Source organism: Kitasatospora sp. NPDC088779 (assembly GCF_040685395.1).
In the GTDB taxonomy this organism is placed as follows: domain Bacteria; phylum Actinomycetota; class Actinomycetes; order Streptomycetales; family Streptomycetaceae; genus Kitasatospora.
Window position 1 is genome coordinate 189774 of sequence record NZ_JBFBHW010000014.1, and the last position, 18490, is coordinate 208263.

Annotated in this window: 19 protein-coding genes; 15 read left to right on the forward strand and 4 right to left on the reverse strand. The window is 73.3% G+C overall.

Annotation, left to right across the window (positions count from 1 at the left end):
* Nucleotides 1-36: 36 nt before the first annotated feature.
* Together tsaE and AB0P03_RS16515 are read left to right on the forward strand one after the other, a co-directional pair.
* A complete protein-coding gene (gene tsaE, locus AB0P03_RS16510; RefSeq protein ID WP_363580138.1) occupies nucleotides 37-534 on the forward strand; it encodes a tRNA (adenosine(37)-N6)-threonylcarbamoyltransferase complex ATPase subunit type 1 TsaE in 498 nt (165 codons plus the stop codon).
* A 117-nt stretch (nucleotides 535-651) separates the two neighbouring features.
* Nucleotides 652-846: a hypothetical protein gene (locus tag AB0P03_RS16515; protein ID WP_063348989.1), complete on the forward strand. Its 195-nt coding sequence runs from the start codon at nucleotides 652-654 to the stop codon at nucleotides 844-846.
* A 16-nt stretch (nucleotides 847-862) separates the two neighbouring features.
* On the opposite strand, the gene AB0P03_RS16520 is transcribed toward AB0P03_RS16515, so the two are convergent.
* Nucleotides 863-1432, reverse strand: a complete 570-nt coding sequence (locus AB0P03_RS16520; RefSeq protein WP_363580295.1) for a hypothetical protein — start codon at nucleotides 1430-1432, stop codon at nucleotides 863-865.
* 153 nt (nucleotides 1433-1585) lie between these two features.
* Between AB0P03_RS16520 and tsaB the strand changes: the two genes are divergently transcribed.
* The 5 genes from tsaB (at nucleotide 1586) to AB0P03_RS16545 (ending at nucleotide 5114) form a co-directional block, all read left to right on the forward strand.
* Nucleotides 1586-2260 (forward strand): tRNA (adenosine(37)-N6)-threonylcarbamoyltransferase complex dimerization subunit type 1 TsaB, encoded by a 675-nt coding sequence (gene tsaB, locus AB0P03_RS16525; protein ID WP_350877147.1) that lies wholly within the window; start codon nucleotides 1586-1588, stop codon nucleotides 2258-2260.
* A gap of 23 nt (nucleotides 2261-2283) precedes the next feature.
* Complete coding sequence (rimI, locus tag AB0P03_RS16530; RefSeq protein ID WP_363580297.1) at nucleotides 2284-2763, forward strand: ribosomal protein S18-alanine N-acetyltransferase; 480 nt, start codon at nucleotides 2284-2286, stop codon at nucleotides 2761-2763.
* Nucleotides 2756-3862: a tRNA (adenosine(37)-N6)-threonylcarbamoyltransferase complex transferase subunit TsaD gene (gene tsaD / locus AB0P03_RS16535; RefSeq protein WP_350877149.1), complete on the forward strand. Its 1107-nt coding sequence runs from the start codon at nucleotides 2756-2758 to the stop codon at nucleotides 3860-3862. Before rimI ends, tsaD begins: the two co-directional genes overlap by 8 nt.
* Nucleotides 3859-4119 (forward strand): hypothetical protein, encoded by a 261-nt coding sequence (locus AB0P03_RS16540; RefSeq protein ID WP_363629386.1) that lies wholly within the window; start codon nucleotides 3859-3861, stop codon nucleotides 4117-4119. The genes tsaD and AB0P03_RS16540 overlap by 4 nt, the downstream gene beginning before the upstream one ends.
* Nucleotides 4120-4199: 80 nt before the next feature.
* On the forward strand, nucleotides 4200-5114 hold the full coding sequence (locus AB0P03_RS16545; RefSeq protein ID WP_363580144.1) for a polysaccharide deacetylase family protein: 915 nt from the start codon (nucleotides 4200-4202) through the stop codon (nucleotides 5112-5114).
* Between the two features lie 25 nt (nucleotides 5115-5139).
* Here the strand turns inward: AB0P03_RS16545 and AB0P03_RS16550 are convergent, their stop codons facing one another.
* Entirely contained in the window at nucleotides 5140-6336 is a 1197-nt protein-coding gene (locus AB0P03_RS16550; protein ID WP_363629388.1) for a class I SAM-dependent methyltransferase, read from the reverse strand.
* A gap of 288 nt (nucleotides 6337-6624) precedes the next feature.
* On the opposite strand from AB0P03_RS16550, the gene groES reads away from it, so the two are divergent.
* The 3 genes from groES (at nucleotide 6625) to AB0P03_RS16565 (ending at nucleotide 9799) form a co-directional block, all read left to right on the forward strand.
* Nucleotides 6625-6930: a co-chaperone GroES gene (gene groES, locus AB0P03_RS16555; protein WP_014136232.1), complete on the forward strand. Its 306-nt coding sequence runs from the start codon at nucleotides 6625-6627 to the stop codon at nucleotides 6928-6930.
* Nucleotides 6931-7046: 116 nt separating this feature from the next.
* Nucleotides 7047-8672, forward strand: coding sequence for a chaperonin GroEL (gene groL / locus AB0P03_RS16560; protein WP_063348995.1), 1626 nt, complete (start codon nucleotides 7047-7049; stop codon nucleotides 8670-8672).
* A gap of 131 nt (nucleotides 8673-8803) precedes the next feature.
* A complete protein-coding gene (locus tag AB0P03_RS16565; RefSeq protein WP_363580148.1) occupies nucleotides 8804-9799 on the forward strand; it encodes a LysR family transcriptional regulator in 996 nt (331 codons plus the stop codon).
* Between the two features lie 89 nt (nucleotides 9800-9888).
* Here the strand turns inward: AB0P03_RS16565 and AB0P03_RS16570 are convergent, their stop codons facing one another.
* Nucleotides 9889-10215: a WhiB family transcriptional regulator gene (locus AB0P03_RS16570; RefSeq protein WP_063348997.1), complete on the reverse strand. Its 327-nt coding sequence runs from the start codon at nucleotides 10213-10215 to the stop codon at nucleotides 9889-9891.
* Between the two features lie 560 nt (nucleotides 10216-10775).
* On the opposite strand from AB0P03_RS16570, the gene AB0P03_RS16575 reads away from it, so the two are divergent.
* From AB0P03_RS16575 to AB0P03_RS16590, 4 genes are all read left to right on the forward strand, one after another.
* Nucleotides 10776-11387, forward strand: coding sequence for a response regulator transcription factor (locus tag AB0P03_RS16575; protein WP_014136228.1), 612 nt, complete (start codon nucleotides 10776-10778; stop codon nucleotides 11385-11387).
* Between the two features lie 338 nt (nucleotides 11388-11725).
* Complete coding sequence (gene shbA / locus AB0P03_RS16580) at nucleotides 11726-12442, forward strand: RNA polymerase sigma factor ShbA (protein WP_079135824.1); 717 nt, start codon at nucleotides 11726-11728, stop codon at nucleotides 12440-12442.
* 251 nt (nucleotides 12443-12693) lie between these two features.
* Nucleotides 12694-14196, forward strand: coding sequence for an IMP dehydrogenase (gene guaB, locus AB0P03_RS16585; RefSeq protein WP_063348998.1), 1503 nt, complete (start codon nucleotides 12694-12696; stop codon nucleotides 14194-14196).
* 189 nt (nucleotides 14197-14385) lie between these two features.
* Complete coding sequence (locus AB0P03_RS16590) at nucleotides 14386-15513, forward strand: GuaB3 family IMP dehydrogenase-related protein (protein WP_063348999.1); 1128 nt, start codon at nucleotides 14386-14388, stop codon at nucleotides 15511-15513.
* Between the two features lie 65 nt (nucleotides 15514-15578).
* On the opposite strand, the gene AB0P03_RS16595 is transcribed toward AB0P03_RS16590, so the two are convergent.
* The gene (locus AB0P03_RS16595) at nucleotides 15579-16142 is read right to left on the reverse strand and encodes a hypothetical protein (protein WP_363580150.1); all 564 of its coding nucleotides are present in this window, start codon (nucleotides 16140-16142) and stop codon (nucleotides 15579-15581) included.
* 254 nt (nucleotides 16143-16396) lie between these two features.
* Here AB0P03_RS16595 and AB0P03_RS16600 point away from each other — a divergent pair, with 254 nt between their 5' ends.
* Nucleotides 16397-18364, forward strand: a complete 1968-nt coding sequence (locus AB0P03_RS16600) for a protein kinase (RefSeq protein WP_363629390.1) — start codon at nucleotides 16397-16399, stop codon at nucleotides 18362-18364.
* Nucleotides 18365-18490 lie beyond the last annotated feature (126 nt).

Here is an 18490-nt window from a genome sequence, read left to right on the forward strand (position 1 = left end):
GGCACGCCGGTACGGACCGAAGGGCAAGACACGCGCATGGGCTCGCACGCCACTCTCACCGTCCCCACCCCGGAGCGGATGGGCCGGCTCGGCCGGGAGCTGGCCGCGCTGCTGCGGCCCGGGGACCTGGTGCTGCTCTCCGGTGAACTGGGAGCGGGGAAGACCACGCTGACCAGGGGCCTGGGGGAGGGGCTGGGGGTCCGCGGGGCGGTGACCTCGCCGACCTTCGTGATCGCCCGGGTGCACCCGTCGCTGGTCGGCGGCCCGGCGCTGGTGCACGTGGACGCGTACCGGCTCGGCGGGGACCTGGACGAGATGGAGGACCTCGACCTGGACGTCTCGCTGCCGGAGTCGGTGGTCGTGGTCGAGTGGGGCGAGGGCAAGGTCGAGCGGCTGTCCGAGGACCGGCTGGAGGTGCGGATCGAGCGGGCCCTCGGCGACACCGTCGACGAGGACGACCTGGACCCGCGCCGGGTGGTGCTGACCGGCCTCGGTCCGCGCTGGGCGGGCGTCGCGCTGGAGGCGCTCGGCTGAGGCCCGCACCCGGGTGTGCGCCGTTTTGCCGACGGGCTGTCGGGAAGTGTTGCGGGCGGGGTGCCGGGCGTGGTGGGATGGGTGCTGCGGTTAGGTCTGCCTAACTAGGGAGGCGCCATGTCGAGCACCACCCCCGCCCCGAAGCGCGCCGGGCACGGCGCCGGGGCCGGAGAGTCCGCCCGCCGCGTCCAGGGGGCGCCGATGCGGGCGCTGCTGGCCGCCTGTGCGGCCGCCGAGGCGGTGTCCACCCCGCCCGAGCCGGAGCCCCGGCGGGCCGAGGAGCCGGAGACGGGCACGCCCCGCGCGGCCTGACTCACCTGGGCCGAGCTCAGGCGACCACGACCACCTTGGTGCCGTTCGGCGCGAAGTCCCAGAGCAGCTGGCCGTCCGGGCGGCCGCTGCGGATGCCGCCGGTCTTGGCGTTCGGCTCGGCGGTCGGGGTCGCGCCGTCCACGGCGGCGCTGAAGCCGAACACCACGCCGTTCTGCTGCGCGAAGCGCACCACGTGCTCGATCTGCTTGCCGTCCGTCCCGGTGGTCGTCGGGGTGCGGCTGTAGACCGAGTAGCTGCCCGGAGCCGGCTCGACCGAGCCCGGGGTGACCGGGAAGCCGGGTGTGACCTGCGGGTTCTTCTTCGGGTCGACCAGCCAGACGTAGTGGCTGCTGATCGAGTAGACCACCCTGGTGCCGCTGCCCGAGATGGTCGGCAGCGGTGGGGCCGTCGGGGTGGCCGAGGCGCTCGGCGTCGGGGAGGCGGCCGGCCCGCCGGACGTCGTGGTGCTGGCGGTCGGCTTGGCGCCGGCCGCCCGGTCCTGAGCACCGTTGGCCTGGAAGGCCAGCAGGCTCACCACCGCCAGGGCCCCCAGGGTCAGCCCCGTGACCACCACACCAGGACCCATCTTCGCCACGTGCCGCTCCCGCCGCCGTCCCTTTACGTACCGCCCCATCGTGCCAGGTCCGTCCAGCCGGGGCGCGGCGCCCCGGATGTGTGTTCCCGGGCGGCACGCCTGGTCGATCAGCCGGTCGGACCAACGTCGGTCTAACCTTGACCCGTGCTGCTGCTCGCGTTCGACACCGCTACCCCCGCCGTCACCGCCGCCGTCCACGACGGCACGGCCGTCCTCGCCGAGACCCACCAGGTCGACGCCCGGCGCCACGGCGAACTGCTCCTGCCCGCGATCGACCAGGTCCTGCGGGCGGCCGGCGTCGACAAGCACCGGCTCACCGGCATCGCGGTGGGAGTCGGCCCGGGCCCGTACACCGGCCTGCGGGTCGGCCTGGTGACCGCCGCCGCGCTCGGCCACGCCCTCGGGCTGCCGGTGCACGGCGTCTGCACCCTGGACGCGATCGCCCACCAGGCCCGCGCCGAGGGCCTGGCCGGGCAGCCGTTCACGGTGGCCACCGACGCGCGCCGCAAGGAGGTCTACTGGGCCTCCTACGACGCCGACGGCCACCGCACCGAGGGCCCCGGCGTGGACCGCCCCGCCGAGCTGGCCCCGCGCCCGCGGTCGGTCGGCGCCGGCGCGCTGCTCTACCCCGAGACCTTCCCCGGCGCGCACGGCCCCGAGCACGTGTCGGCCGGCGCCCTGGCGGGCTTCGCCGCCGCCGAGCTGGCGGCCGGCCGCGAGCTGCTGCCGAACGTCCCGCTGTACCTGCGCCGCCCGGACGCCCAGGTGCCGGCCGCCTTCAAGAACGTTCTAGGGGGCAAGGCGGTGCTCCCGGCGTGAAACACGGCACCACCCTGCGCCCGATGCGCTGGTGGGACATCGCGCCGGTGATGGAGCTGGAGCTGCGACTCTTCCCCGAGGACGCCTGGTCCACCGGGATGTACTGGTCCGAGCTGGCCGAGACCCACCCCGGCGGCACCCGCCACTACACCGTCGCCACCAACGCGGACGGCGCCGTCGTCGGCTACGCCGGGCTGATGGCGATCGCCGGCGAGGGCGACGTCCAGACCATCGCCGTCGACCAGCGCCACCAGGGCGCCGGCCTCGGCGCGGCGCTGCTCACCGACCTGATCCGGGAGGCCGCCCGCCGCGGCTGCGCCGAACTGCTGCTGGAGGTGCGGGTGGACAACCCGCGCGCCCAGCAGCTGTACGAGCGCTTCGGCTTCCAACCGGTGGGCATCCGGCGCGGCTACTACCAGCCCGCCAACGTCGACGCGCTGGTGATGCGCCTCGACCACCCCAGCACTGACCCGAAGGACCTTAAGGACACCCGCCATGGCTGACGAACCGCTCGTCCTCGGCATCGAGACCTCCTGCGACGAGACCGGCGTCGGCATCGTGCGCGGCACCACGCTGCTGGCCGACGCGGTCGCCTCCAGCGTCAACGACCACGCCCGCTTCGGCGGCGTCGTCCCGGAGATCGCCAGCCGCGCCCACCTGGAGGCGATGGTCCCGACCATCCAGCGCGCCCTGGACACCGCCGGCGTCAAGGCGAGCGACCTGGACGGCATCGCGGTCACCGCAGGCCCCGGCCTGGCCGGGGCGCTGCTGGTCGGTGTCAGCGCCGCCAAGGCGTACGCCTGGGCGCTGGACAAGCCGCTGTACGGGGTCAACCACCTCGCCTCGCACATCTGCGTCGACCAGCTGGAGCACGGCCGGCTGCCGTCGCCGACGATGGCGCTGCTGGTCTCCGGCGGGCACTCCTCGCTGCTGCTCAGCGAGGACATCACCAGCGACGTCCGCCCGCTCGGCGCGACCATCGACGACGCGGCCGGCGAGGCCTTCGACAAGGTCGCCCGGGTGCTCGGCCTGGGCTTCCCGGGCGGCCCGGTGGTCGACCGCACCGCCCGCGAGGGCGACCCCAAGGCGATCGCCTTCCCGCGCGGCCTGAGCGGCCGCAACGACCCCGCGTACGACTTCTCCTTCTCCGGCCTGAAGACCGCCGTCGCCCGCTGGGTGGAGGCCAAGCGCCGGGCCGGCGAGGAGGTGCCGATCGCCGACGTGGCGGCGTCCTTCCAGGAGGCCGTCACCGACGTACTCACCCGCAAGGCCGTCAAGGCGTGCCGGGACAACGGCGTCGACCACCTGATGATCGGCGGCGGGGTGGCCGCCAACTCGCGGCTGCGCGAGATGGCCCAGCAGCGCTGCGACCGGGCCGGCATCCGGCTGCGGGTGCCCCGGCCGGGCCTGTGCACCGACAACGGCGCGATGGTGGCCGCGCTGGGCTCCGAGATGGTGTGGCGCGACCGCACGCCGTCCGCGCTCGACCTGTCCGCCGACTCCTCGCTGCCGGTGACCGAGGCGCACGTGCCAGCCGCGGACGTCCGGCACGGCGACGTCCACGGCCAGGCGTACCAGGCCCTCACCGGTGGCGCCGAGTGACCGTCGCCGCGATGTGGGAGGCCCGCGCCGCCGCCGGCCGCGGGGCCGAACTCGCCTCCTGGGTACGGGAGGTGGCGCTGCCGTCGGTGCGCGGTTCGGCCGGGCTGGTCCGCACCGAGCTGCTCGGCGCGCCCGGCGAACGCGTGCTGCTGATCACCTGGTGGACCGGCGAGCCGGTGCCGGTCGCCGACCCGCCGGCCGACCTGCTCGGCCGCCCGGTACACCGCTGGTCCTTCAGCAGCGAGCACGTCGAATAGGCCCCGTCCGGGAACCGCCGCCCCGACCGCTACCGTGCATAGCTGAGAAGAAGCTGGACGGGAACCGGGAGCGCGCTGCGGTGAACAGGGACGGTCGGAGCAGGACCAGGACGTACGCGGTGGGGGCGCTGGCCCTGCTGGCCCTGGCTACCGGATGCGGCGACAACGGGGGCGCCGCCGCCCCGGCGGCGGCCGGCGGCAGCTCGGCGGCCACGCCCCAGCCCACCGGCGGAGGCGCCGTGCCGACCAGCCCGGCCGGCACGCCCACCACCCCGGCCCCGGCCGGCGGGGACCCGGCGGCCTGGGCGAAGTGGAACCTCAAGCCGCTGGCACCGGCCCCCGCGCCGCCCGCGGACAAGCCCATCAAGCTCGAACGGACCGGCCCCGTACCGGTGTTCAGCGAGGTGAAGACGAGCGACAAGGTCGTCTTCATCACCATCGACGACGGCGCCGAGAAGGACCCGAAGTTCGTCGAGATGCTGACCGAGCTCAAGGTGCCGATCTCGATGTTCCTGACCCGGGACATCGTCAAGAACGACTACGGCTACTTCAAGCCGCTCCAGGCGCTCGGCAACCACATCCAGAACCACACCGTGGACCACCCGGTGATGAGCAAGATCCCGGCGGAGAAGCAGAAGTCCGAGATCTGCGACGCGCAGTCCGCGCTCACCCAGCAGTACGGCACCGCCCCGCTGCTGTTCCGCCCGCCGTTCGGGGACGGTGCCAACACCCCCACGCTGAACAACTCGGTCCAGCAGTGCGGCCCGCGCGCGATGGTGCTCTGGCGCGAGTCGATGCAGATCCACGACATGCAGTACCAGGCGGCGGACAAGAAGCTGAAGTCCGGCGACATCATCCTGGCGCACTTCCGCGGCCCGAAGGAGCTCAAGGGCGCCACGATGACCCAGATGTTCGGCGACCTGCTGGCCCGGATCCAGGAGCAGGGCTTCTCGGTGGCCCGGCTGGAGGACTACATCCAGGCGCCCGCCTCGTAGTCCGGGCGCCCGCCGCGCAGCCGCCTCAGGCGGGTCGGCCGAGCATCATCAGCGGCCCGTTGTCGGTGCGGCTGAGGATCACCGTGACGGCGTTCGGCCCGGAGGGCTTGAGCTGGCGGCGCAGCTCCTCCGGGGTGATCGCCATCCCGCGCTTCTTGATCACCACCGTGCCGACCCCGCGCTCGCGCAGCAGCGCCTTCAGCCGCTTGATGTGGAACGGCAGCACGTCGGTGAGCTCGAAGGCGTGCGCGTACGGGGTGGCCACCAGCTGGTCCGAGGTCAGGTAGGCGATCTTCGGGTCGATCAGCCGACCGCCCACCTGCTCGGCCACCTCGGCCACCAGGTGGGCCCGGATCACCGCGCCGTCCGGCTCGTACAGGTAGCGCCCGACCGGGCCGGCCGGCGGGTCGGGCAGGTCGCCGCCGGTGAGGCTGGCGGCCTGCGGCAGCAGGGTGGCGCGGTGCGGGCGGGCGGCCCCGGTGCCGAACCAGAGCACCGCCTCCTTCACGTCGCCGTGGTCGGAGACCCACTCCGCCTCGGCGTCGGCCGGGACGGCCTCGTGCGGGATGCCCGGGGCCACCTTCAGCGCGCCGATCGGGGTCCGGCGGCCGGCCTCGATCGCCCAGGAGAGCGGCGGGGCGTACGCCTCCGGGTCGAACACCCGGCCGCGCGCCGTCCGCCGCGCCGGGTCGGTGAACACCGCGTCGTAGCCGGTGACGTCCACCTCGGCGACGTCCGCGCAGCGCACCCGGACCAGGTCGGCCAGGCCCAGCGCGGCCGCGTTGGCGGCGGTGGCGGCGCAGGCCGCCGGGTCCTTGTCGACGGCCAGCACCTCGATCCCGGCCCTGGCCAGCGCCAGCACGTCCCCGCCGATGCCGCAGCACAGGTCGGCCAGCCGGCGGACGCCCAGCTCGGCGAAGCGGCGCGCCCGCCACTCGGCCACGCTGCGCCGGGTGGACTGCTCGACGCCGTTGGGCGTGAAGTACATCAGGTCGGCGTCCGCCCCGAACTTCGCCCGCGCCCGCTGCCGCAGCCGGGCCTGCCCGAAGGCCGCCGACACCAGCTCGGCCGGGTGCTCCCGCCGCAGCCTGGTGGCCAGCGCCAGCTCCTCCTCGGGCGTGAACTCGCGCAGTTCGGCGAGCAGGGCCTGGCCCTCGGGGGCCAGTAGGGGTTGGAGGTTCTCGGTGTCCACGGGGCCATTCTGGCGGGTTGGCGGCCCCACCGGCTCCGACGGCCGACGCGGTGGGCGGGGTCGCGGCTCGCGGCGGGAGTCCGCCCGGGGGCGGGGTGGTCGCACAGGAGTACGGCTCCGCGCCCGCGGTTCGGGATGCCCGGGCGCGCCGTTGGCACTCTGGTTGACTGAGTGCTAACACCGGCCTATGGTCGTCCTTGGCACTCCCCACTGGGGGAGTGCTAACGCGAAGACGTGTGCCTGACCCCCGCGACGGCAGGCCCACAGGTTCGCTCCTACCCGTTAGAAACCCCGTAATCTCCGAAGGGGAGCTCGGACGTGACCACCAGCAGCAAGGTTGCCATCAAGCCGCTTGAGGACCGCATCGTGGTCCAGCCGCTCGACGCCGAGACCACCACGGCCTCCGGCCTGGTTATCCCGGACACCGCCAAGGAGAAGCCCCAGGAGGGCGTCGTCCTGGCCGTCGGCCCGGGCCGCTTCGAGGACGGCCAGCGTCTGCCGCTCGACGTCGCCGTCGGTGACATCGTCCTGTACTCGAAGTACGGCGGCACCGAGGTGAAGTACCAGGGCGAGGAGTACCTGGTTCTTTCCGCCCGCGACGTTCTCGCCATCATCGAGAAGTAAGTCGTTCCGACCCGCCCCGGATCCGTGTCCCAAGTGACAGGGGCCCGGGGCGTGGTTGTTGGTTCACGTAGTCCGGCGGCCGGTGGGCCGGCCGAAGCCCCGAGGGAATAGGGAACATGGCGAAGATCCTGCAGTTCAACGAGGACGCCCGCCGCTCGCTGGAGCGCGGTGTCAACAAGCTGGCCGACACCGTCAAGGTGACCATCGGCCCCAAGGGCCGCAACGTCGTCATCGACAAGAAGTTCGGCGCCCCGACCATCACCAACGACGGTGTCACCATCGCCCGTGAGGTCGAGCTGGACGACCCGTACGAGAACCTTGGCGCGCAGCTCGTCAAGGAGGTCGCCACCAAGACCAACGACGTCGCGGGTGACGGCACCACCACCGCCACCGTGCTGGCCCAGGCCCTGGTCAACGAGGGTCTGCGCAACGTCGCCGCCGGTGCCGGCCCGGCCGCCCTGAAGAAGGGCATCGACAAGGCCGTCGCCGCCGTCTCCGAGCACCTGCTCTCGGTGGCCCGCGAGATCGAGGGCAAGGACGACGTCGCCGCCGTCGCGTCCCTCTCCGCCCAGGACACCCAGGTCGGCGAGCTGATCGCCGAGGCGATCGACAAGGTCGGCAAGGACGGTGTCATCACCGTCGAGGAGTCGAACACCTTCGGCGTGGAGCTGGACTTCACCGAGGGCATGCAGTTCGACAAGGGCTACCTGTCGCCGTACTTCGTCACCGACGCGGAGCGGCAGGAGGCGGTCCTGGAGGACCCGTACATCCTGATCAACCAGGGCAAGATCTCCTCCATCCAGGAGCTGCTGCCGCTGCTGGAGAAGATCCTCCAGGGCGGTGCCTCCCGGCCGCTGCTGATCATCGCCGAGGACGTCGACGGCGAGGCGCTGTCCACCCTCGTGGTGAACAAGATCCGCGGCACCTTCAACGCGGTCGCCGTCAAGGCCCCGGGCTTCGGCGACCGCCGCAAGGCGATCCTCGGCGACCTGGCCACCCTGACCGGCGGCACGGTCATCTCCGAGGAGGTCGGCCTCAAGCTCGACCAGGTCGGCGTGGACGTGCTGGGCACCGCCCGCCGCGTGACCATCACCAAGGACGAGACCACCGTCGTCGACGGCGCCGGTGACACCGAGGCCGTGGCCGGCCGCGTCGCCCAGATCAAGGGTGAGATCGCCGCCACCGACTCCGACTGGGACCGCGAGAAGCTGCAGGAGCGCCTGGCCAAGCTGGCCGGCGGCGTCTGCGTCATCAAGGTCGGCGCCGCCACCGAGGTGGAGCTGAAGGAGCGCAAGCACCGCCTGGAGGACGCCATCTCGGCGACCCGTGCCGCGGTCGAGGAGGGCATCGTCGCCGGTGGCGGCGCCTCCCTGGTGCACGCCGCCAAGGTGCTGGACGGCGGCCTGGGCCTGTCGGGTGACGAGGCGACCGGTGTCGCGGTGGTCCGCAAGGCGCTGCACGAGCCGCTGCGCTGGATCGCCCAGAACGCCGGCCTGGAGGGCTACGTCATCACCTCCAAGGTCGCCGAGCTGGAGATCGGCCAGGGCTACAACGCGGCCACCGGCGAGTACGGCGACCTGGTGAAGGCCGGCGTCATCGACCCGGTCAAGGTCACCCGCTCCGCCCTGGAGAACGCGGCCTCGATCGCCTCCCTGCTGCTCACCACCGAGACCCTCGTGGTGGAGAAGAAGGAAGAGGAGGCCGAGGCGGGCCACGGCCACGGTCACGGCCACTCGCACTGACGCCTGACGGTCGACCGGAGGCCCGGTCCGCGCCCCTCGGGGTGCGGCCGGGCCTCCGGCGTGTTTGGCGTTTGAGGCTTCAATCATCAGCAGAATTTTGCCATTGGCAAAGATTGCCTTATAACTGAGGCATGATCGAGGCCCGTCACCTGCGCGTTCTGCGTGCCGTCGCCCGCACCGGCTCCTTCTCCGCCGCCGCCCGCGAGCTGGGCTGTACGCAGCCCGCCATCAGCCAGCAGATGAAGGCCCTGGAGAAGTCGGTGGACACCCCGCTGGTGGTCCGCTCCGGCCGGGGCATGCAGCTCAGCGAGGCGGGGCGGGTGTTGCTCAAGCACGCCACCGGGATCCTGGCCGGGCTCTCCGCGGCCGAGGAGGAGATCGCCGCGATCGCCGGGCTGCGGGCCGGGCGGGTGCGGCTGGTCTCCTTCCCGACCGCGAGCTCCACCCTGGTGCCGCCCGCGGTCGCCCGGCTGCGGGACAGCCATCCGGGGGTGCGCGTGTCGCTGGTCGAGGCGGAGCCGCCGGAGTCGCTGGCGATGCTGCGCGGCGGCGAGTGCGAGATCGCGCTGGCCTTCCGCTACCCGCAGTCCGACGGCGGCGCCGCGCTGCCGGCGCCCGCGCACGGGACGCCGCGCGAGGCGCGGGCCGAGGCCAACCTGGAGGCGCAGCAGCTGAGCGCCGGCTCCGACTGGTCCGATCTGGTGGTCACCCCGCTGCTGGACGACCCGCTGGTGGGCCTGCTGCCCGCCGCGCACCGGCTGGCGGGGCGCGGCAGGCCGGTGGAGCTGGCCGAGCTGGCGGGGGAGCAGTGGATCGCGGGCTGCCCGCAGTGCCGGGGGCACCTGGTGGAGCTGTGCGCGGGGGCGGGCTTCGAGCCCCGGATCGACTTCGCGACCGACGACTATCCGGCAGTGGTCGGCCTGGTGGCGGCCGGGCTGGGGGTGGCGGTGCTGCCCCGGCTGGCGCTGGAGTCGGTGCGCCCGGACGGGGTGTCGACGGTGCCGGTGCGGACGGCCGCGGGGGCGCCGGCGGTGCGGCAGGTGGTCGCGCTGACCCTGCCGGATCTGGCCGAGGTGCCGGCCGTGGCGCTGATGCTGGAGCGGCTGGCGGGGTCGGCCGGGCGCTGACCTCTGGGGCCTGAGCGTTCTGGACTGGGCTTGAACAGCCCGGGACGCCGAGAGGAAACGTTTCTTCACGGCGCGCCGTGGAGGCGGGGCTAGCGCCGGGCGATCGCCGGCGGGGTCAGCGGGACCTCCACCAGCCGGTGCCGCGAACGCCCCAGCATCTCCTCGCGCTCGTCCTCGGTCATCCCACCCCAGACGCCGTACGGCTCGCGGACCGCCAGCGCGTGCGCCGCGCACTCGGTGATCACCGGGCAGCGCATGCAGACCTCCTTGGCACTGGCCTCGCGCGAACTCCGCGCGGCCCCGCGTTCGCCCTCGGGGTGGAAGAAGAGCGAACTGTCCACGCCACGGCAGGCTGCGGAGAGCTGCCAGTCCCAGAGGTCCGCGTTGGGACCTGGGAGGCGGGAGAAATCTGCCATGGCTCATTCCCTTCAGAGGCTCGTCGGCCGTGGGCCGGCGCTCAGCGGGCTGCTGCTGGGCGGCACGGCGGGCGTCGATGCACTGGTGTGGACACCTGGAAATATGACTTACGGCAACTCCATGGACAAGTCACCCACAGAGTGGCACAACAGTCAATGACCATACGAAAGCTATAAAAACGGGCAAAGTGGGCAAGGGGTTCGGCGGGCGCGGGCGTGGCATTCGGGTGGCCGACGGGCGCGCGACACTCCGCACCGGTGTGCGGGTCGTGCGCCCACCGCGCGCGAGCTGGGGAAAAGTGCGGCGTGTGCACCGCGATGCGGCTGATCGGTAATGGGTTGGCCACGTACAGTGGTGGAGATGGCCCCGAAGGCCGTAACTCATTCGAGTGACGGTCGTTGGAAGTGCGGAGGCGGTTAGCGGGCGCCGGACGTCGGGAACGATCGCGCGGAATTTGAGGCGATCAGCACGGACTCTGTCGCCGATCGGCCGTGTCGGAGAGGTTCGTACCAGCCAGGAGGCTCAACGTGACGCGGATCAGCTGCGGAGGACGACGGTCATGACTTCCGTTCTCGTTTGCGACGATTCCCCGCTCGCCCGCGAGGCGCTTCGCCGCGCGGTCGCGACCGTACCCGGTGTGGACCGGGTCACCACCGCGACGAACGGGGAGGAGGTCCTCCGCCGCTGGGTGGCCGACCGCTCCGATCTCGTTCTGATGGACGTCCGGATGCCCGGCCTCGGCGGGGTCGAGACGGTCCGGCGGCTGCTGTCCGCCGATCCGGGCGCGCGGATCATCATGCTCACCGTCGCCGAGGACCTCGACGGGGTCGCGCTCGCGGTGGCCGCGGGCGCCCGCGGGTACCTGCACAAGGACGCCTCGCGCGCCGAGCTGCGGGCCACCGTCACCCAGGCCCTCGCCGACCCGACCTGGCGGCTCGCCCCGCGCCGGCTGCGCAGCCCCGACATGGGCGCGGCGCCCACGTTGACGGCGCGTGAGATCCAGGTGCTGGAGGGCATGAGCCACGGCCGCAGCAACGCCGAGATCGGCCGCGAGCTGTTCCTGTCCGAGGACACCGTCAAGACCCACGCCCGACGGCTGTTCAAGAAGCTCGGGGCCTCCGACCGCGCGCACGCGGTGGCGCTGGGTTTCCGCTGGGGCCTGGTCCGCTGACCGCCGGTGGCGCCGCCGGCTGCGGCGCGCCGCCGGCGGTTCCCGGGACGGACGCCGTCCGGGCGTGTGACGTTACGGTCCCGAGGTTGCACCATGGAGGAGTGGAGCACCTCGGGGACCAGCGGACAGGCACTGCGGCGAACCACACGGCCGCGGGACATGCGGCGGACGGCGCGAAGGACGGGACCACCGACGGCGGCGGGGCGGGAGGCGGCACGGTGCAGGAGGGGCCGGTGGTGCGCGGCGGCACGCCGTACGGCGCCGCAGCGCATAACGTTCCGGTGCACAACTCCGGACGCGGTGCCGCGTTTTCCCGCTCGACCAGGCACCATGGACCGATGCGTGACGACGTCGCCGGTGCGGCCGGCCAGGCGGACCCGGTGGAGGCCGAGCCCTCCGGCCCGGGTGGCGATCCGTCGTACGCCGACCCCGGCGGCCCCGGCGCGGTGCCCGGCCCCGGTCGACCGCCGGTGCTCGGCGCGGGCGGCTCCCCGCTGGTGGGCGAGCTCGTCGCGGCCGCCGTCCGCGGAGAGGGCCCGGCCATCGACGCCCTGCTCGCCTACGTCCATCCGCTGGCGCTGCGCTACTGCCGCGGCCGGCTGGTCCGGCTGCCCGGCGGCGCCCGGCACCACGTGGACGACGTCGCGCAGGAGGTCTGCGTCGCGGTGCTGTGCGCGCTGCCCCGGTACAAGGACCAGGGGCGGCCGTTCGAGGCCTTCGTCTACGGCATCGCCGCGCACAAGATCGCCGATCTGCAGCGGGCCGCGATGCGCGGGCCCGGCTCGACGGTCGTTCCGCAGGACGACCTGCCGGAGGTGCCGGACGAGGCGCTCGGCCCGGAGGAGCAGGCGCTGCTGAGCAGCGACGCGGCCTGGGCCAAGGAACTGCTCTCCAACCTGCCGGCCCGTCAGCGCGAACTGGTGCTGCTGCGGGTGGCCGCCGGGCTGTCGGCGGAGGAGACCGGCGAGGTGCTGGGGATGTCCCCGGGCGCCGTCCGGGTGGCGCAGCACCGGGCGCTCAGCCGGCTGCGGGCGCTGGCGGAGGAGTCCTCCTGAAGCCCTGACCGGCCGGAATGAGCCACGGGGGGCCGGTGTTGTCAAGGGCACACGAGGACACATTCGCGGTGCCAGTACCATGGGGTATCGGCGCCTGGGCGGGTTGCCAAAGTTTCGCGGGTGCGCGCGGGGTTCCCCTGGAGGTTCCTCCAAAACCACCCGGCTTCGGCGGTCTGCTGCGAGTGAGCGATGAACGCGCCCCACCCTCAGGGCGTGAGCGGAATAGGCCGGCCACGGAAGGTACCCCCCAAATGTCTTACAACGCCGCAGGCGTACCCGAGAAGTTCGCCATGCTCGGGCTCACGTTCGATGACGTCCTGCTGCTGCCCGGGGCCTCCGCGGTGCTGCCGAACCAGGTCGACACCTCCTCGCGGGTCTCCCGGAACGTGCGCGTCAACATCCCGCTGCTCTCCGCCGCGATGGACAAGGTCACCGAGGCGCGGATGGCGATCTCGATGGCCCGCCAGGGCGGCGTCGGCGTGCTGCACCGCAACCTGTCGGTCGAGGACCAGGCCAACCAGGTCGACCTGGTGAAGCGCTCCGAGTCCGGCATGGTCACCGACCCGATCACGGTCGGCCCGAACACCACGCTGGCCGAGGCCGACGCGCTGTGCGCCAAGTTCCGCATCTCCGGCGTGCCGATCGCGGACGAGGCCGGCAAGCTGCTCGGCATCGTCACCAACCGTGACATGGCCTTCGAGTCGGACCGCAGCCGCCAGGTCCGCGAGATCATGACCCCGATGCCGCTGATCACCGGCAAGGTCGGCATCTCCGGGGTGGACGCGATGGCGCTGCTGCGCCGCCACAAGATCGAGAAGCTGCCGCTGGTCGACGACGAGGGCCGGATCAAGGGCCTGATCACCGTCAAGGACTTCGTCAAGGCCGAGCAGTACCCGAACGCCGCCAAGGACGCCGAGGGCCGTCTGCTGGTCGGTGCCGCCGTCGGTGCCAGCGCCGAGGCGTTCGACCGGGCCCAGGCCCTGGTCGAGGCCGGTGCGGACTTCCTGGTCGTGGACACCTCGCACGGCCACAGCCACAACGCGCTGGCCTGGATCGGCAAGATCAAGTCGGCCGTCGGGATCGACGTGGTCGGCGGCAACGTGGCCACCCGTGACGGCGCCCAGGCGCTGATCGACGCCGGCGTGGACGGCGTCAAGGTCGGCGTCGGCCCCGGCTCCATCTGCACCACCCGCGTGGTCGCCGGCATCGGCGTCCCGCAGATCACCGCCATCTACGAGGCCGCGGTGGCCTGTCAGGCGGCCGGCGTGCCGGTCATCGGCGACGGCGGTCTCCAGTACTCCGGCGACATCGGCAAGGCGCTGGCCGCCGGCGCCGACACCGTGATGCTGGGCTCGCTGCTGGCCGGCTGCGAGGAGTCCCCGGGTGAGCTGATGTTCATCAACGGCAAGCAGTTCAAGTCCTACCGCGGCATGGGCTCGCTGGGCGCGATGCAGTCCCGCGGCCAGGGGCGCTCGTACTCCAAGGACCGCTACTTCCAGGCCGAGGTGGCCTCGGACGACAAGCTCGTCCCCGAGGGCATCGAGGGCCAGGTGCCCTACCGCGGCCCGCTGTCGGCCGTGCTGCACCAGCTGGTCGGCGGCCTGCGCCAGACCATGGGCTACGTCGGCGCCGCCACCATCGCCGAGATGGAGAGCAAGGGCCGCTTCGTCCGGATCACCTCGGCGGGCCTCAAGGAGAGCCACCCGCACGACATCCAGATGACCGTCGAGGCGCCGAACTACTCCAACCGCTGAGTCCGCGGACATCGAGGGCCCGTCGCCGCACCCCGGCGCCGGGCCCTTCGGCGCGCCCGGGAGCGGGGGCGGGCCGCCGGGGTGGGCCCCGCGCCCCGGAGGCGAGCGCGCGAGGCAACCGGGGTGCGGGATACTGGGGGCGGCCGGGGTGACCCGGCGGGCATGAGCAACAAACCAGAAGGGCTCGAAGTGACTGAGATCGAGATCGGGCGAGGCAAGCGCGGCCGACGGGCGTACTCCTTCGACGACATCGCCGTCGTCCCCAGCCGCCGTACCCGGGACCCGAAGGAGGTCTCGATCGCCTGGCAGATCGACGCCTACCGCTTCGAGCTGCCGTTCCTGGCCGCCCCGATGGACAGCGTGGTCTCGCCGCAGCAGGCCATCGCCATCGGCCGCCTCGGCGGCCTCGGCGTGCTGAACCTGGAAGGCCTCTGGACCCGCTACGAGGACCCGCAGCCGCTGCTCGACGAGATCGCCACGATCACCGACGAGGCCGCCGCGACCCGCCGCCTCCAGGAGATCTACGCCGCGCCGATCCGTGCCGAGCTGATCAAGCAGCGGATCCAGGAGGTCCGCGACTCCGGTGTGGTCACCGCCGCCGCGCTCTCGCCGCAGCGCACCGCCGAGTTCTCCAAGGCCGTCGTGGACGCCGGCGTCGACGTCTTCGTCATCCGCGGCACCACCGTCTCGGCCGAGCACGTGTCCAGCGGCGCGGAGCCGCTCAACCTCAAGCAGTTCATCTACGAGCTGGACGTCCCGGTGATCGTCGGCGGCTGCGCCACGTACACCGCGGCCCTGCACCTGATGCGCACCGGCGCGGCCGGCGTGCTGGTCGGCTTCGGCGGCGGCGCCGCCCACACCACCCGGGGCGTCCTCGGCATCCAGGTGCCGATGGCCACCGCCGTCGCCGACGTGGCCGCCGCCCGCCGGGACTACATGGACGAGTCCGGCGGTCGCTACGTGCACGTGATCGCGGACGGCGGCGTCGGCTACAGCGGCGACATCCCGAAGGCCGTCGCCTGCGGCGCCGACGCGGTGATGATCGGTGCCGCGCTGGCCCGCGCCACCGACGCGCCCGGCAAGGGCTTCCACTGGGGCATGGAGGCCGTCCACGAGGAGCTGCCGCGCGGCAAGCGGGTGGACCTCGGCACGGTCGGCACCACCGAGGAGATCCTGACCGGTCCCTCGCACACCCCCGACGGCACCATGAACCTGTTCGGCGCGCTGCGCCGCGCGATGGCCACCACCGGCTACACCGAGCTCAAGGAGTTCCAGCGGGTCGAGGTGACCGTCAACCCGGCGCTCAACCACCGCTGAGACGCGTCGTGGTGAAGGCCCCCGTCGGTTCCGCCGGCGGGGGCCTCGGGCTGTCCGGACCGGAGTCAGCCGCGGTTGGCGGTGCGGCGGGTGAGGAGGAAGCCGCCGACCAGGGCGATGCCGTAGAAGGCGAGGTCGAGCGCGCGCAGCTCGGCGCGCCAGTGCGCCAGGGCGTCGTGCGGCAGGCCGCGCGGGCCGGGGCCGGCCGCGTGCACCCGGCGGAGCTGGCCGGTCAGCTGGCCGAGCAGCAGCGCGCAGGCCGCGAGCAGCGCGCCGAGCAGCGGCAGCACCCGGCTGCGGCCGCCGAGCCGGCCGAGCGGTAAGGCGACCAAGGCGGCGAGGGCGATGGCCAGCCAGCCGAGGCTGTCCGCGGCCCGGGCCGGCGCGCAGCCGTAGGCCAGGCCGCCGAGCAGCATGGCGAGGAGGGCGAGGGCGACCGCCAGGGCGGTGCGGCGGTGCGGGCCCGTCCGGTGGGAGCGGACGGCGGGGAGGTATCCGGCCACCGGGACACCGGGCATACCGGGCGCGACGTAGCCCTCGGGGGAATCCAGGGTGGGTGTGACCGAGTAGTGCTGGGCGGTGCGCGGCCGGCCCGACTGGCCGTCAGCGCCCGGTGCGGGTGCGGTCATGGGCGTCGGATCCCCCCGGAAAGACGATGAGCTGCCGAACGGTAGCAGCGCCCCGGCCAGATCTTGGCGAGTTTTCGATCACAGATCGGGCACGGAGCGCCGAGCCCGATCCGGCACGCCCCGGATCGGGTGCGGGGGCCGGGTGGTCCCGGCCCCCGGGGACAGGGGATGATGGAGACTTGGGCGTTCGGGCCTGAGGCCGGGCCGACACGCCGTCACCACGACCGCCAGCAGCACATGGGGGAACGTTCCGAATGACCCAGGCGCAGGGTTCCACCGGCCGCCTCCTGGCCGGCCGCTACCGGCTGAACGGCGTGCTCGGGCGCGGCGGCATGGGCACCGTCTGGCGCGCCGAGGACGAGATGCTGGGGCGGACCGTCGCGGTCAAGGAACTGCGGATGAACGCCAGCGTCGAGGAGGAGGAGAAGCACCGGCTGATCGTCCGGACGCTGCGCGAGGCCAAGGCCACCGCCCGGATCCGGCACAACTCGGCGGTCACCGTCTTCGACGTGGTCGACGAGGACGACCGGCCGTGGATCGTCATGGAGCTGGTCGAGTCCCGCTCGCTGGCCGACGTCATCCGGGAGGACGGGCCGCTGGCCCCCGCCCGGGCCGCCGAGATCGCGCTCGACGTGCTCGGCGTGCTGAGCGCCGCGCACGCGCTGGGCATCCTGCACCGGGACGTCAAGCCGTCCAACGTGCTGATCGGCGACGACGGCCGGGTCGTGCTCACCGACTTCGGCATCGCCAGCGTGGAGGGCGACGCCTCGGTCACCTCCACCGGCATGCTGGTCGGCGCGCCCTCGTACATATCCCCGGAACGGGCCCGCGGGCAGAAGCCCGGGCCGCCGGCCGACCTGTGGTCGCTGGGCGGCACGCTGTACGCGATGGTCGAGGGCCGGCCGCCGTACGACCGGGGCTCGGCGCTGGCCACCCTGACGGCGGTGATGACGGAGGAGCTGACCGCTCCGGTGAACGCCGGGGCGCTGCAGCCGGTGATCGAGGGGCTGCTCGCCAAGGACCCGGCCGAGCGGCTGGACGCCTCGCAGACCCGGTCGATGCTGAAGCGGGTCGTCGCGGAGGCCACCTCGAAGGCCGAGTCGACCACCGTGCACGCGCTGCCGGTCGAGCGGCCGACCGCCGCGGTGGAGCCGGAGGAGGCCCCGGCGGAGGCCGAGGAGGGCCGCAAGCGGTCCATCGGCGGGCTGCTGGGGACGGTCCGGGTGGGCAGCCGGGCCAAGGACGAGGAGCCCGCCGCCGCGGCGGAGCCCGTCGTGGAGCCGGCGCCCGAGCCCGCTTCGCCGTCCTCGGAGGTGGCGTCGGGCTCGGCGTCGGGTTCGGCTCCGGCGGCCGAGCCGATCCGGCCGGTGACCAGTGAGTGGACCCTGGGCGCCACGCAGGCGGCCGGTGCCGACCCGCGCAACGGGCGGCGGCGGCTGGCCGTCGTCACCGTGGTGCTGGTTTTGCTGCTGATCGCCGGGGTGGTCGCGGTGCTCCAGGCCGTCGGGAACGGGGACGACTCGTCGGCGAACGGTGCGGGCGCCACCTCGTCGGTCTCGACCGGCCCCGAGACCGGGCCGAGCGGGACCCAGGCCGCGTCCGTTCCGCCCGCGGAGCCGGAGCCGGGCACCGACAAGCCCGCCCCGGAGAAGCCGGCCACCGACACGCCGGCCCCCGACAAACCGGCCGACACGCCCGGCCCCTCCGCGGCGAACCCGCCGGCCGCCGGCTCGCCCGCCACCACCCCCGCGCAGAGCCCGACCCCTCCGGGGACCGCCGTGCCGGCCGGTTACCACGAGTACAAGGACCCGACCGGCTTCTCGGTCGTCCTGCCGGACTGGCTCCAGCCGGCCGGTTCGGAGGGCGTCCGCCGGATCTTCAAGGGCAACGGCAGTACCCTGACCATCGAGTGGACCACCAGCCCCGGTCCCAGCGCCGTCGCCGACTGGCAGGAGTCCGAGCCGGGCCTGCGTTCGAAGGTCACCAACTACCAGCGGGTCAACCTGGCCGCGATCAACTACCGGCAGTGGAGCAACGCGGCCGACTGGGAGTGGATCAGCGGCACGCCGCGCACGCACTCGCTCAACCGGGGCTTCGTCACCGGGAACCCGGCCAAGTACGGCTACGCGATCTACTGGATCACCCCGGACGCGGACTGGGGTGCCCCGGCCAACTCCCAGGCCCGGGACACGGCCTTCGCCAGCTTCCAGCCCGCGCCGTAGGCCATGGCCCCGGCCGGACAGGGCCTAGCCGCAATGCCGGTGACTTTAGGTTGCTCCTGGCTGGGTGATGGTGACTGTCGCCGGTTCTGGTTGCGGCCAGTTGCGGTGTTGGGAGCGTTTGAGGGG

Coding starts and splice junctions, on each gene's coding strand:
- tsaE (WP_363580138.1), top strand. CDS start 37: ATGGGCTCGCACGCCACTCTCACCGTCCCCACCCCGGAGCGGATGGGC.
- guaB (WP_063348998.1), top strand. CDS start 12,694: ATGTCTTACAACGCCGCAGGCGTACCCGAGAAGTTCGCCATGCTCGGG.
- AB0P03_RS16520 (WP_363580295.1), bottom strand. CDS start 1,432: ATGGGTCCTGGTGTGGTGGTCACGGGGCTGACCCTGGGGGCCCTGGCG.
- AB0P03_RS16595 (WP_363580150.1), bottom strand. CDS start 16,142: ATGACCGCACCCGCACCGGGCGCTGACGGCCAGTCGGGCCGGCCGCGC.
- rimI (WP_363580297.1), top strand. CDS start 2,284: ATGCGCTGGTGGGACATCGCGCCGGTGATGGAGCTGGAGCTGCGACTC.
- AB0P03_RS16565 (WP_363580148.1), top strand. CDS start 8,804: ATGATCGAGGCCCGTCACCTGCGCGTTCTGCGTGCCGTCGCCCGCACC.
- AB0P03_RS16570 (WP_063348997.1), bottom strand. CDS start 10,215: ATGGCAGATTTCTCCCGCCTCCCAGGTCCCAACGCGGACCTCTGGGAC.
- AB0P03_RS16575 (WP_014136228.1), top strand. CDS start 10,776: ATGACTTCCGTTCTCGTTTGCGACGATTCCCCGCTCGCCCGCGAGGCG.
- AB0P03_RS16600 (WP_363629390.1), top strand. CDS start 16,397: ATGACCCAGGCGCAGGGTTCCACCGGCCGCCTCCTGGCCGGCCGCTAC.
- tsaD (WP_350877149.1), top strand. CDS start 2,756: ATGGCTGACGAACCGCTCGTCCTCGGCATCGAGACCTCCTGCGACGAG.
- AB0P03_RS16515 (WP_063348989.1), top strand. CDS start 652: ATGTCGAGCACCACCCCCGCCCCGAAGCGCGCCGGGCACGGCGCCGGG.
- groL (WP_063348995.1), top strand. CDS start 7,047: ATGGCGAAGATCCTGCAGTTCAACGAGGACGCCCGCCGCTCGCTGGAG.
- shbA (WP_079135824.1), top strand. CDS start 11,726: ATGCGTGACGACGTCGCCGGTGCGGCCGGCCAGGCGGACCCGGTGGAG.